Source organism: Colwellia sp. 20A7 (assembly GCF_009832865.1).
GTDB lineage: Bacteria > Pseudomonadota > Gammaproteobacteria > Enterobacterales > Alteromonadaceae > Colwellia.
The window spans coordinates 3,371,459-3,386,744 of the sequence record NZ_CP047130.1 but is presented as its reverse complement, the minus strand read 5'-3'; the positions used below and the strand labels follow the sequence as shown (position 1 = coordinate 3,386,744).

Sequence of the window (15,286 nt, the reverse complement as noted above, 5' to 3'; positions counted from 1 at the left end):
ATGAAACTATCGATATATATACTACTTTACCTAATGTCTTCATTTTGTGTGGCTGAATCATTAGAGATCAACGATAAGGCTCCTGAGTTTTCTTTACCCTTATTAGAAGGTACTGAAAGTGTTGCATTGTCTGATTACAAAGGAAGAGTCGTTTATGTTGATTTTTGGGCGTCATGGTGTGTTCCATGCCGCCGTTCATTTCCTTTTCTCAGTAAACTTCAAGCGAAGTATGCCGATAAGGGCTTTGAAGTATTAGCCATTAATCTTGAACAAAACCCTATTGATGCAAAGAAATTTTTAGTCCAACACCCTGTCTCATATCCCGTGTTAAAAGGGGATAACAGCAGTATTGGTCAAATTTATCATATTTTTGCCATGCCAACAGGTTACTTAATAGGAAAAAATGGGAAGATTAGAGCTAAACATTTAGGTTTCGACGCAGCGCAAGAGAGTTACCTTGATGCTATGGTTGATAAGCTTGTTTCTGAGTTTTAGCGAGTCAAAAATAATCTTAGATAATAGCGTAAATACATTCTTTGTATCTATTCTATTATCTAATTCTTAACGACTTAAAAAATATTCGTTTACCTAGAGCCTTCATTGCTGCACAAGACCACCAATGCGCTTGTCGCTACTCCTATCTTGTGAATAATCAGTAACTCTTTAGCCAATTCAAGTTTGATAATATCATTGAGTAACCCACTCTATTTTCCTGCAAAATTAAAATCGTATACTTTTGGTAATCAATAGCTATATGAAAACCACTTCAAGGTGTTAGGTCCAAGCCGTCTGAGTAGCTATGCTCAAGGCATATTTATATTGTATTAATTATGGTTACTTTGTTAACAATAGATTAAGCAATGGTATGGTCTTATCTAATGCCATCCTTAGGGCTAGTTTATAGCCATTTTAGCCAGTATTCTTTATTTTAACGAGGGCAAACTTACATACAAAATTTAGGTACTTATACGTTATTATTAATGTGTAATACCAATCGGACTAATTAATTGATCACTTAGCGAGAATTAAAAGGCTTAGAGGCACAAGTTATACGTTCCAAACATAACTTAAGTACCGACATCCATGTCGGCAAGGGATTGATTGTAGAGAATGGTTATTCTCGGTAACTGCTCCTGCGTTACCCTAATATCCCACATCCATGTGGGAACCTTGTCAAAATCAATAACGCGGCATATAAGCCTTATAAACTCGCCCTTCGGGAGCTCATTAGCAAACTGATAACCGCACAAAATGAATGAAATATAGAATGACTATAATTAACTCATTGTGTTTGTTCTAAGCTCGCTAATGTAGCTCTAAGTTGGTCAATTTAATAATCCGTTTGGTATAATATACGCCTCCCTACAGCCTCTTAACTACTGTTTGATAGCGCTATACTATTATGCGTGTTCAGCTATTAATATGCCCCATTTTTCCTTGTACGACACTCTTATACCAGTTTCATTAATTAAGTGATCTTGGCTTCTTTTAACTAGCACAAGTGGGTAATAATTTAATAGAATTGGTATTAAACAGTGCGAAATTTTAATGTGAATAAAGTACAGCATTAATGGGGATCAATATGATGACCGTTATGGATTCTCCACTGGTATTCAACCATAGAAATTCACGGTAATAAAAATGCTTTCGTTGTGATTTTTGGCCGCTAATCTTAGTTGGTATAGTCCTTTTGTTATTATCTGACAATGAACAAAACGCTAAGTAAAAGTACTAATTTATCTTAAAAAAGAGGGCCTCAGGAGGGTAATACTATTCTCATTAATTTTGTGATCTTGTTGTGCGAAGGAAAAATAGATCGAGGTAAGGCGCTTAATTGAGTGATAGCTGGATATTGTGATAGAAAGCAACGTAACAGTGGCTTATTTTAACCAGCACAGTAGGCAATAATTTAATGGAATTGAAATAATATAAAACCTATTAAGTTGAATCTACTTAATAGGTTTTGTTTAGCTTCAAGGCGAATGTTCGCCTTGAAGCTATCATCACTAGAAAGTGTAACGAGCACCAAATTTAATAGTACGACCATAAATTTGAAGCGAACCTGGTAAATCGCTACGACCTTGGAAGGTGCGATTTTGTTCGTTTAATAGATTATTACCTTCAAGGAATAACTGTGCGTTATCCGTTAAGTTATAACTAAAAGACGCTGACACCATAGAAACAGCTTCTGCGGTAGTTTCATAATCTTCACCAAGAGGACTATAGGAATCGACAACATAATCCCCAGTGTAATCTAATGCTATTTGTGTACTAATTCTGTCTTTTTCATAAATTAATGATAAAGAGTAAGAGGTATCAGCTACACCAATCAGAGAACCTGCGCTTTCGCCATCAACAACAGTACTTGAATCTGTGTAAGCATAGCTCGCAGTAACACCAAATCCATTTTCAAAGAATTTTTGTACTGCCACTTCTATACCTTGGACTTCAGCAGAATCACCGTTAATTGGCTGAATAACCTTAAATGATTCACCCGCAATAATAGTATTTGTTGTATTAGACGTAATAAAACCGTCTAATTCTTTCCAAAATATTGAAGTACTCAATAAACTATTTTCATCAAAATACCACTCTAGCGCCATATCAAGTTGATCAGCAAAAACAGGTTTGATGTTTGGGTTACCACTAATTTCCATGGTAAAGAAACCCGATTGAGCGTCATCAGTCGTTAAAGGTGCCATCTGTTCAAGGGTAGGGCGAGATAATGAACGACCAGCTGCTAACCTTAACAATAAGTCTTCTTGAAGGTAAAACCCGAAGTTTACAGCTGGTAGGAACTTACTATAATCACCTGTTGCTTCTTGGCTTGAACCGTCTGAATACACTACATCCCAACTCGGGTTAGAAGTGTCTTGGCCTTCTATGGTAATTGATAATATTTCATTATAAGCATAACCAGCAGTAACATCTGTACTTATGTATCGAGCACCAACATTACCAAACCATCCGTCACCTTCAAGATTAGCTTGAAAGTATAGAGCTGTAGTATCTTCAGTTATGTCGAACGAATTTACCGGGTTGTATCGAGGCTCCCATAGATCAGATTCATTTTCACCAAAGGTTCTCTCATTACCCAAATAATCAGTTAACGTTTTACCATCAGACGCTGCTAAGCCATCTTTATACCCTGGAATACTAAAAATAGGGAAAGAGCGCGGTATATTGGCACCATCTCCTGAGAAAAAGTTTTCATATGGAAACGGAATGACTACATCAGCGCCAACTTGGCCAAAAGTATATGGATAATCACAGTAGTTACAGGCGCCATCAGCACCTGAATAGTTATCAAATGCAGTGTTAGTCTTATTTCGACTAGTATAAGAAAGGCCAAAATCGACACTAAGCAAGCTCTTGTAATCAACTTCCCATTCAGCATCAACAGTATAACCTAGTACTTCATCTTCTATATCACTACCTTCACGAGCAGCCCAATGAGGAGAGAAGTCATCATTACCAAAATCATTTGAATTACGACCTTCCGTCCATGTCGGAATATAATCAGGTAAACCGCCTTCGTTTAGTTTATAGCTTCCTGTGTGAGCACCAGGGCTACCAGCGACAACAAAAGTATCTTTACCGCCAGAATCTCGAGATGAATTTGATTGATAAATATCAGCCTTGATAACCAAGTCATCACTTACCATAAACTCAGCTTCAAAACCAAACATACTGGTATCTACAGTACGGTGTTCATCTAACGTCAGAACTTCCATGGACACATCAGCAACATCCATACTTGTTACTACATTACCATCCATAATGAAATTAGAAAGTCGATTTTGTCCGGTGCTATCATCAGCCATATAAAACGATTGGGCAAAACCTGAGGAATCAGCTTCTAATTTAGTCATTAAAAAGTCTGCAGTTAATACTAGACGTTCAGTGGGTTGCCATTGTAATGCAGAAGTAATACCCGTACGTTTAAATTCTGTCGCATAAGACCCTAATGCATATGAACGTGGTATCACTAAGTTTTTTTCATTATCGGTAATTACACCGTCTTTGTTGATATCGTAATTTACTTCATCATCAACGCCTGATACATTATTATCAAACATATCATCAGCTCTTTCTGTACCTTCTGATGTACTTAGGCCAATGATAAAACCTAAAGTATCATCAGCAAATGTGTTGCTAAATACACCATTAAATTTAGTACCCATCTCTTCTGAATAGTCATTGTAATCAGCGGTAACAGACGCAGCACCTTGCATACCAGGGTTAGCAAATGGGCGAGCGGACTTAAGGTTAACCGCCCCACCTATACTTCCTTCAATATTCTTTGCTTGAACCGTTTTCCAAACATCAGCGCCACTGATCATTTCTGATGGGATAACATCAAAAGCAAAATTTCTGCCGCCATCATCAGTTGCAAGAATACGATTATTTAAAGTAACAATCGTAAATTCTGGGCCTAATCCTCTAACATTAACATGCTGAGCTTCACCACCCCTTGTTCTACTTACTGTTAGACCTGGAATGTGTGATAGAGAATCAGCTACGTTATCATCAGGAAAGCGACCTAACTCTTCTGCAGCGATTGAATCAACTAATGATCTCGCATCTTTTTTGTTCGCTAATGATTCAGCTAAGCTGCTTCTTACGCCTGTTACTGTAATAACTTCGGTTTCAGCTACTGCTTCTTCTTGTGCGTTAACACTTGTAGTACCAAACGCTGCTGCGACAGCAATTGATAACACTGTTTTAGTAAATTTATTCTCTATTCGTCTTTTCATGATGGGTTCCTTCTTTATGTCTTATTTTTATGTTTTTAAAGGGCTACTATTGAAGATAAACGAAAACAACAAAGAAGCCTCTAAAAACATACTGAAGTAAAACGAAATCCCTGTCAAGTATAAAAACGCACCAAAGAAAGGTTAATGAAAGTAAATGAAAGTAGGTATAGCTAAAGTGAAGGAGGTTTAATGTTTTAAAGGGGAATTATTTGTTTTTGGTTCAGTGGTAATACTGATTTTATTATATTTCTTCTCAATTCAGCGTTATGCTCGATGTTCAATATCAAAGCGATTTATTTTCGATCTAGTCATTTTAAACCAAATAAATTTAACGATATTAGTGTGCATTGAGTAAGCCCTAAAGGGGGAGTTTAAAAGGCTTACATGCGGCAATATTGATTTTTACAAGGTTCCCACATGGATGTGGGATATTAGGGTAACGCAGGAGCAGTTACCGAGAATAACAATCCTCTCCAACCAATACTTTGCCTACATGGACGTAGGTACTTAGGTTATGTTTGGAACGTATAACCTGTGCCTACATGGACGTAGGTACTTAGGTTATGTTTGGAACGTATAACCTGTGCCTACATGGGCGTAGGTACTTAGGTTATGTTTGGAACGTATAACCTGTGCCTATAAGCCTCTTAATTCTCATTAAGTTAGAAAGAACTTAATCCATTTGGTATAAAAATAGACAGACCTTTTCTCAAAGTACCCCCTTTCTTGACTATTAATGTTTTTAGATATTTTTACGAACGACAAGCGCGCCATCGAGTTCTATTTTTTGATGACAAGCCCAGTTTACTTTATGGCGTAAGCCCTTAACTTCTATTTCAGCATACATCCTTAACCCCTCTATTGGCGTTCCTTTTGGTAAGATAAACATCGCTTGGCGTACTTTTCCTGGGAGTGGGTATCCAGGATCCAAACTTCCTTCATCTAATATAATGCCATGATTATTTCTAATCGATATCCGTAATACTCCAGGTATACCGGCAATACCGTCATTTACTAGTCCCAGTACTAAACCAGGATGGCCTTGTTTTTCAAATGCCCAAACCCAAGAAGGGCGAACACGATAGCCAATATTTATAGACAAGTCGTCTATTGCATCAGGATATTGTTCATAATAACTCATTAAGCGTTCCGCCTGAATTTTATGCCAGTTCCATAAAGAAAAATAATGTGCGCCTACATCTTTAGCGTGTGCAATTATATTATCAGTTCGGGTAACACCTTCGGATAATTTTAGACTTTCTGGAGAGCCATCTGAAATACCATTCTCGACAAAACCAGAAATCCAAGGTGGGCGATTGCTTAAGCTTTCAATCTGCATATTTTCAATAAATATGGTATCGGTACGTAGCCAGTTATGAGTCCGAATAGTTTTATCAATAAGTTCGGCGTTACCTACACGACTATAATCAGGTTGAGTATTCGTTACTAAAGGGGTCTTATTCCAATTTTTGGCCTGCATATCGAATATAGCATTAAAGGTATCTGAAGCCGTTGTATAGTCAGGAAATGGATTTTTGTCGGTAAATGGCCAGGTGTGTCCTTCTCCCCAAAAACCATACATATAAGTATCAACAGATTCTACCTGGGGATGACCGTTATATTTATCTGAAAGTAACCCATCCATTTCTTGTAAAGCATCCATGAATGCAGGGTGATTATATTGAGGCGCATAATGAACTTTACCCGGTAAATTTCTGCCTATTTCATTCGTTGTTCCTAATTTATACATAGGTACTTTATCTAATAAAAAGTCAGGCATAGACTGGGGTTCTATGACAGGACTCATCAGTTGCACACGAAAACTAATACGCTTATTGTATTGTTCTGCTAAATCAAAAGCTATTTTCCAATGGTCACATAAATCTAATTTTCCTGACTTACTTTGAATATCACGCCAATCCAACCGAATATAAAGTACATCACTTAGTGGTAATTTAACTAGGTTTTCAAGTGATTTTTCGAGTGATTCATTTTTTTTATAAGCAGGACCCGCTTCATCACATAAATACGTAGTAAGACCCATACCATAGTTTCTTACTTTCACTTTAGAGGGCGTTGTTGCCATAATGACATATGAACCGGGTACAACTTGCTCGGGTTTGTAAGTAGGAAAAGGCCCTTGGTTTAAGCGATTAGTCACAGTAGGGCCACTACCAAAATTATATCCATCCCAATTATGAGCGGGAACGAACGATCTTGCTTTAGCGCTCTTTACACCCGTAACGCTAGCAATACCCGCTGCTAACATACTTTTTTGCATGAAATCTCTACGGTTCATATTTTTTTCCTCTGTATAATGAAGTTAATTGCCTATATTTCTGCTGCCTTATTTACCTTTACAATGACTCATCTCATGACTTATTAATAAATGAAATGACTACATCCAGTTTCTAGAGATACGAATTAGAATTTCTGTGTCATTAATTCAATTCACCTTTCTATTAAACCATTAAGGTTTTTTGTTAAATAATCACGATAATAAACTAGAGCGCCGTTAATAAATGTCGCGTGAACTTGATATGCTTTACATTAGTTAAACAAGCACGTTTTCTACCACAAAACGGCCTAAATGTTCTTGTACATTAACGAATTCTGCGGGGATTAACATGCCCTATAAGTGGCTTCTAACGGTGGGGTATTTGTTAGATTAATTAAGTTAACAACAGGTTTTTAAGTGTTAATGTACTATTAGCTAATTAGCTGTTTTTAGTTTTAGGGACCCGCTAATAACGTTACCATCAAAGATTTATAAGTGGTAAGTACCATAAGTAAACGCGTCAGCAATAATCATTTTGGAATCGTCAGGTAAAATGGCTGTATTTAATGGGATACAGCCATTTTGAATAACATTGTGTTAACTTTTATGCGAAAGGATAAAGGTTAACGCCTTTTACTACACGATTGACTTCGCCAGTAGGACAAGGGTTATCAGGTGTAAAGTTTAAAGCAAGTGACTTGTAGAATGACAATATTTGACAGAAAACAATATAAGGTAGTCCAAGCCAAGCATCATTAATCTCTTTAGGCGTATCAGGTAAAAAGTCTTTTAATGTAATAACTTTCATCGCGATATCATTCGCGTTTAATTCTGTCACCATGTCATTATCATAATGGCTAATATACTCATCGTTCGAGTTAAGCATAATGATAATAGTAGTTTCATCAACGTTTGATTTTGGTCCATGTCTAAAGCCTAAAGAACTTTCACAAAAACAACCAATTTTACCTGCAGTTAATTCTAAATACTTTAACGATGCTTCTTGTGCCATGCCTGATAATGCCGCAGAGCCTAAGAATATTTGTTTTGTATTATTAAGATTACTAATATCTCTTATGTTATCGCACATGGTGTCGATAATATTTTTAGCCGATTTAATAGCAAACTGTAATTGCTTGTCGTCTTGCTCAAAAACAGACAAGGTCGCAACATACATTGAAGTAAAGCTGCTCGTCATTGCAAAACTTTGATCGAGAGATTGCGTTGGCATTAATACGCTAAATGCTTTTTCTGATTCTTCACCATATTTAGCAAGGCTGCCATCAGGATTACATGTCATAACTAAGTGAAAACAATTATCAAGCACTTGATCAGCAAGCTTAACAGCTGCAACACTCTCAGGACTATCACCTGAGCGGCCGTATGAAATTAATAGTGTCGGAATATTACTAATCAGGTATTGATCTGGACTTGATACAATATCTGTTGTGCTTATAGACTCAACTAAGCGGCCTGTTACTTTAGTTAAGTGTGGTGCTAATGCATCGCCAACATAAGCTGAAGTCCCTGCGCCCGTTAATATAATTCGTAAATTATCTTGTGCTAAAATGTCTTTTAACCATACTTTTAATTCTGAATTTTTAACCACTAATTCATTAGCTATTGCCCAACACTCTGGCTGTTGAGTGATTTCTTTTGCAGTCCAAAAAGCATTGTTTTCCTTTAAGGCCTCAGTAGTTATTGATAAATACTCATTCATTATTTGTTTACTCTTGGTGTTGTTTGAAAGTGACATGCATCTGCATATATTGTGGTCACTTGCATAATATTATTTAATACTAAAGCTTTTGGTGAGTTTTCAAGTGTACCTGCGATTACCGCATCATATTGCTTCGGCATAAATTGACTTAATAGAGGTAATGGGATCTCAATGTCTTTAAGATTATCAAATAACTTAACTACTGATTTATCAATAACTTCATTATTCCAATAATAGCGAATACGATCACTGAAACTGTAACGTCTATAGGTAGCTAAGTTGTTTTTATCATTTGGATAAAATTTATCCCATCCACCTGGATTTTCTAACATGACTTCTTCACAAACATCACGTAATTTTGATTGTGAAGCTAAATCTACTAACTCTTGCTCAATAAAACTGAGGGCAAAAAGCGACTCTCTTAAAGCAAACGTTAGTTGAGGACCAACCTTTAAGATAGCAAAATGGTCTTGCACTAATGCTTTATAAGCCTCTGGGGGTTGATAATCAGTAGAATGAGCTTCAAATACAAGTCTTGGCATAGTTGCACCAAAGCTTTTCAGTGGTTTAGCTTTCTCAGCGTCGTACTTGAATACAGTGAAATTATCAAATTCGACACCAGGTTGAACAACTAGTCCTATTACTCGGGTCCAGGCATCACTTAGGCCTTTTGCTAAAAATTCTGCTTCATGAACATTAATCGTTTCTTTAACATTACTGACAGGCGTAACTTCTAGTGTATCTATTTCTTCTTTAGCACCACCTGGTGGAGGAACTTCAGTACCTACGATATATAAAATATCTGACTCGCCAAATTCACGTATCGCTGTTTCTTCTGCTACTTGGCACAGTATTGCTGCGCGTTTGGCTACTGTTTCATCTGAAAGTGGTTCAACATCATCCGCGCATTGCATACTTGTATCGAGATGAATTTTTTTAAAACCGGCAGCAACATAACTTTCAATTAGTTTTTTTGATTTTTCCATTGCTTCAGTTGCAGTATCACTCGTCCAACAAGTTGGTCCTAGATGATCGCCACCGAAAATTATTTTATCTAGAGGAAAATTAACTCTTTCAGCTATTTCTTTTACAAAAACAGTGAAATCAGCAGGCTTCATATTCGTATAACCGCCAAACTGATTAACTTGGTTTGCCGTAGCTTCTATAAGAACGGGTGACTTATCCTCAACGCCTTGTAGTAGCGCTGCTTCTATTACCGTTGGATGAGCGCAACAAACAGAATAAATACCACGAGGGATTCCATTCTTATTGTCTTTCATTATCTGTGTTATATCATTCATAAAAAAACCTTAATTTGAACTAGTTATTCAACAATCACTTCTTAAAATGAAATCTAACATTCTTTACAGGTGTTTTCAAATGCTTTCGTTTTTATTTCTACTGTTTTATCGTTACGCTCTTTGTTTTGGCGTTTTTTGTGGGCTACAATGTCTTTTTTAATTTGCAGTGGCTTTGTTAATCAATAAATCGAAAGAAAACAAAAGGATATTGCAACCTTTATTAGTACATATTATTAACCTGAAAATATGTAGCGTTATATTTTACATATCGTCTCCAAGTTATTGGAGCGCATGTCTGATTAGTTAATTATTAATTTGACTAACCACTATTTATTAATATGATGATATTATTAAAATAAACTCTTAATAAATAATGCAATACCGGTTTTATATGCCAATGATACTACTCGTCAAAAGCTAAATAATAGGCCGAAACTAAAGCGATCATCATGCCAATGCCAACAACCAAAGTAGGTAATACTGATAACATTACCAATGAAAGTATACTCGTAATAATAGGGGGTAAACAATTAACGAGAGGGCTTACAACAATCGCTTTGCCATAACGAAAGGCAAAAACTAAGAATAAGGCACCAAAAGAGTTTAATAATCCAATAGAAAAGGCTAAGCCAGCGCCATCCCAATTCCAATTAGCTGCTGTCGGTGTATCAACCATAAACCATGCAATAGGACAAAGGATCAAGCTAGTTAATGCCATATAGAAGAAAATACTTTCAGCTTCTATTCTTTCATTAGCGTATTTTATAAAGTAACCTTGAACACCCCAAGCAAGAAAAACTAATAAAGCAAAGATTAACCATCCTGAGTATTCCGCCGCGGCTCCAGGTTCAGAGTAGTTTAAGAATGGCACTGCAATGATGGCGAGTGTAATCCCTATCCAACCTTTTGTTCCTGCTCTTTCTTTTAGAAAAATAAGTGACATAATAATGGTTACAACAGGCGCTAAAGCAATAATTGGAAAAATTAAATAAGCAGGACCATTTGCGATTGCACCCGAGTATAAAATTAATTGTCCTACACCACCAAGTAAGCCAATAACACAGCCAAATACTATCGAAAATTTACTTGTATTTAATTTCCAATTAACATTTTTTAATGCAAAAAATGCAGGGACTATCATTGATAAAGCCCACATTATGAAACCAAGCTCTGCAGGAAAGTTGTTACTTTCAGGTATAGAAATTAATGCACCCCATGTACCCCATAAAATTATGGTTAGTATTGAAAACATCAACCAGTTGTATTTACTAGGCTGTGTTTTTGATATTCCGACTGTTTTTTCTTTATCAATATCACTTGCGTTCATTATTCACCTCTTATTTTAATTTTGGTTTCACTTTTAATATGCTTTTGTTTATTAAAAACTGATAAAGCTATGTTCTTAACCTATGCAACCTGGTTGTTTATTGCTGATCTACGTTATAAGGATTAGTTATGCACTAACAAGGGCGTTTCTTATCAAGCTCAATCAATCCTGAACACGCCAATACTAGTATTTTGATCTTACTGATTTTCATACTACATCATATGAAGAGATGTGACAACAAACGAAAGCTTCACATTGTATTGACCTTTTTTAACGATTAATGAAAGTTAAAAAGTGCATTCTTATATAAAAATTATTCATGTTCTTTATTATAACAAAGTTAATCCTTGTTATTTTAAATCTAGGGCCTTCAGGAAGAACAACTCATTCATTATTGATTATCTTGTATATGTTATTATTATCAATCGTTTATGTGTTTTTTATTTCTTATGGAAAATTAAATTATGCTGGGTGTAAGTACATTATTGTTAAAAGCTAACTAGGCATAATTTACCTGATAGTTACCCATTTTCTGGAAAACTTTTATAGAGGTTAATCGGTATGAAAATTTAAACTGTACAATTTTTATGCGAAAGATCTTGAAAGATTCAAAAGCTTTTGCTAATGTTTTTGTGTCACAAGACAAATAAAATAAAAGTGATTATAAATATAAAAATATTGAAATTAACATGCATATTTAAGGAAGAGAGCACTATGAATAATACATTTAATAGAAATAGATTTAAAAAAAGTACATTAGCTATCGCTATCGGCGTTGCTTTTTTTGCAAGTAATAGCTATGCCGCTGAAAATGAAGAATTATCTGAAAGTGAGGTAGAAGTTATTACCGTAACATCCTCAAAAACAGGACTCATAAGAGCGTTAGACTATAAACGCGAAGCCGATTCCATAATGGACGGAATTACAGCAAGTGAGCTTGGCGCTTTTCCTGATGCTAATGTTGCAGATTCATTATCACATATCACCGGTGTTTCTATTGACAGAACAAGTGGTGGTGAGGGTAAAGGCGTCAACATTCGTGGTTTAGGTGCTGAATTCAGTATCGTTACAATTAATGATCGTATCATGGCAACAGATTCAAGTGGCCGTGAATTTGCTTTTGATGTATTACCTTCAGAAGTTATTTCAGAGGCTTGGGTTTTTAAATCGGCTACAGCGTCCCAATTAGAAGGCAGTATCGGTGGCACAATAAATTTGAAAACAGCGAGACCCTTCGATAATAAAGGTACCCACGGATCGGCGTCACTGACAGGACAGTATGGTGAGCAGGCGGAAAAATACGGTTATAAAATGACAGGTGTTGGTACACACACTTTTGCTAATGATACTATGGGTGTATTATTCTCTGGCCTTTATAGTAGAACCCCTACTCGCACCGATTCATTATCAGATAATAATTTCAGAGCGGCATCAGCTGATAATTGGAACTGGGATCGTAACGGCGATGGAGAAACAAACGATCCTGCAGATAGACAATTAGTTTTCCCTTCAACCATTGCTTATACAGCGTATGAAGAAAATAAAGAACGTACCGCCTTGTCTGGTGTTTTTCAATACCGCCCTAGTGATAAATTAGATGTTGTTTTTGATGCTCTTTGGACACGTTTAGATACGCCTGTCAAAGGATATACAGCATCTTATTATTTCCCAGATTCTTCTAATTGGAGAGATGTTGAGTTTGGTGGGCCAACAACCGACTTGAATCCTGATGGTATACAAGTAGTTGGTGTTACTGTTGATAATTTAGTTCCTCAATTAGTTACGTTAGAGGAGCATCGCGTTGTTGATACATTCAACGTCGGTTTAAATGCCACTTATACGATCACCGATAATTCTATTTTGTCTGGTGATATTTATATGTCTAATGCAAAAAGGGAAGCGGGTGGTAAAGATAGATTTGTTGTTGCAGTACCCATACCTGGAATAGCCGATTCGACTACCGCAAGAATGACTTTGAATGACGCGGGTATCCCAAGCATTGATATAGATTTTCACGATAATGAGGCGGGTATCTCAGAGGTAAGTGACTTTGTTGGTAATGGTCAATTTGGTCCTCATTTTACCCGACTTGAAGGTGTCGATATAGAAGATGAAGTGATTGGTGCATCTCTAAGGCATGAAATCTTTTTAGATATGGCTGTATTAGAAGGTATTGAGTACGGAGCTGTTTATAATAAACGTACTAAAACTCGAACACAACTTGATAATGCAGCGACAATGTCATTATACAGTGGTGCACCTTTTTCCTTTGCTGATGTTGGTGCTGATGTTGTTGAACCATTCCCTTTTGACAATTTTTTAAATAATGCAGTTGGCAATTTTCCTCGTGAATTCGCTACTTTCAATGTAGAAAAAGCATTTGAAGCTGTAAAGGCAGCTGATGGTAATCCTAATATTATCAACCCTGTTACAGGTTTACCTTATGAAGAAGGTTATTCAGACGGATTATTTCCTACATGGAATTCTGATTTATCTGGTGCTGTTGAAGAAGAAACTATTTCTCTTTATTTACAAGGTAATTTTAGAACTGAATTCAACTCAATCATTGTTTCAGGTAATGTGGGTCTTAGGTATGTTGAAACTGAAACAACATCATCTGGTTGGGATTGGCCTATTGCTTACATCGATCAAGCACCTGCTGATATATGGACACATATTGTGGTGCATGGCGAAAGAACGCCTATTTCAATTAGCAAAACATACAATGAACTTTTACCTTCAGTTAACTTTCAGTTTGAGCTTTCTGAAGAGTTAGTGGTTCGCTTGTCATATGCTGAAGTAATGGCAAGAGCTTCGATTGACCAGTTGTCTACTCAAATAGATACTTCGCCGTCAACGTGGGGAGATTATAGAATTAACAAGCTTGGTAACCCAGGTTTAACGCCTGTAACAGCGCAACAAGCTGATATATCAGTTGAGTGGTATTACAAAGAAGGCTCTTCTGTCTCAGCAGCTATCTTTCAAAAAGACATTGCTGGCTTTGTGCAATCAGGACAAGATATTTATTTGAACGATAGAGAAAATCAACCTGTCTATAGTGTTTTAAATCCTCAACCTTGGGATCCACAAGGTTTTGAAGATGTTTCATTCAGTGTTAATCAACCTGAAAACTTAGACCAAGCAAAAGTACTTGGTTATGAATTTTCACTACAACACTTTTTTGACTCAGGTTTTGGTATCGTATCTAACTATACTTATATTGATACTGAATCAATTGTTGATGGTTTTAATGAAGGTGTTTTAGAAGGGATTCCTGATACCACCTATTCTCTTAATTTAATGTATAACGATGATTTTATGAGCCTAAGTATCTCTGCATATCATACAGAATCTTATATTTCGAGCCATTGGTCCCCGTTGAATATAACAAATGAAGAGGGTAGTACTCCAAGTGTGTATAAAAGTACTGCTACTTCTTCTACTTGGTCTTCAGCTTCTGCAACGTTTTACTTGGCAGAAGGGTTAGAAACTTTTATACAAGCAGATAACATTTTAAACGAAGATTGGCATGGTTATAATGGCTTATCAAATATGCCAGGCTCAGGCGGTTATGCTGAATGGGGTAGAAAATATTCTGCGGGGGTTAGATATAAATTCTAATAGCTATAACATAAGCAAGAAGTTATGGAGCTTCTTGCTAATGTTCCATCCAACTTCACTATGCAACTACAGCATAACTTTAAATGTATGAATACACAGCGTTAGAGCACAAATTTATTAAATGATATGTAATAATGGCAAAAACATTATCAAGATTTGCCATTATTTAACCACCTAGAATAATTTTTCAATCAAGCTGTTGTAGATTTTTATTCGACTGAAGTGGTCAAGTAATATTTGCCAATTAGTTGTAATACTACTCTTATTTCTCACTATTTAAAC

Annotated in this window: 7 protein-coding genes; 2 read left to right on the top strand and 5 right to left on the bottom strand. The window is 36.2% G+C overall.

The genetic code is table 11. From position 1 onward, the window contains the following. Positions 1–495, top strand: coding sequence for a TlpA family protein disulfide reductase (locus GQS55_RS14590; RefSeq protein ID WP_159821197.1), 495 nt, complete (start codon positions 1–3; stop codon positions 493–495). A 1,511-nt stretch (positions 496–2,006) separates the two neighbouring features. On the opposite strand, the gene GQS55_RS14585 is transcribed toward GQS55_RS14590, so the two are convergent. The 5 genes from GQS55_RS14585 to GQS55_RS14565 all read right to left on the bottom strand — a co-directional run bounded on the left by GQS55_RS14585 (position 2,007) and on the right by GQS55_RS14565 (position 11,383). Next, a complete protein-coding gene (locus tag GQS55_RS14585) occupies positions 2,007–4,757 on the bottom strand; it encodes a TonB-dependent receptor (protein ID WP_159821196.1) in 2,751 nt (916 codons plus the stop codon). A 742-nt stretch (positions 4,758–5,499) separates the two neighbouring features. After that, entirely contained in the window at positions 5,500–7,056 is a 1,557-nt protein-coding gene (locus GQS55_RS14580; RefSeq protein ID WP_201294519.1) for a hypothetical protein, read from the bottom strand. Between the two features lie 583 nt (positions 7,057–7,639). Further along, entirely contained in the window at positions 7,640–8,755 is a 1,116-nt protein-coding gene (locus GQS55_RS14575) for an SIS domain-containing protein (RefSeq protein ID WP_159821195.1), read from the bottom strand. Then, complete coding sequence (locus tag GQS55_RS14570; protein WP_159821194.1) at positions 8,755–10,056, bottom strand: D-tagatose-bisphosphate aldolase, class II, non-catalytic subunit; 1,302 nt, start codon at positions 10,054–10,056, stop codon at positions 8,755–8,757. Before GQS55_RS14570 ends, GQS55_RS14575 begins: the two co-directional genes overlap by 1 nt. Before the next feature lie 403 nt (positions 10,057–10,459). Then, positions 10,460–11,383, bottom strand: coding sequence for a DMT family transporter (locus GQS55_RS14565; RefSeq protein WP_159821193.1), 924 nt, complete (start codon positions 11,381–11,383; stop codon positions 10,460–10,462). 714 nt (positions 11,384–12,097) lie between these two features. Between GQS55_RS14565 and GQS55_RS14560 the strand changes: the two genes are divergently transcribed. Beyond that, entirely contained in the window at positions 12,098–15,004 is a 2,907-nt protein-coding gene (locus tag GQS55_RS14560) for a TonB-dependent receptor (protein WP_159821192.1), read from the top strand. Positions 15,005–15,286: the final 282 nt, after the last annotated feature.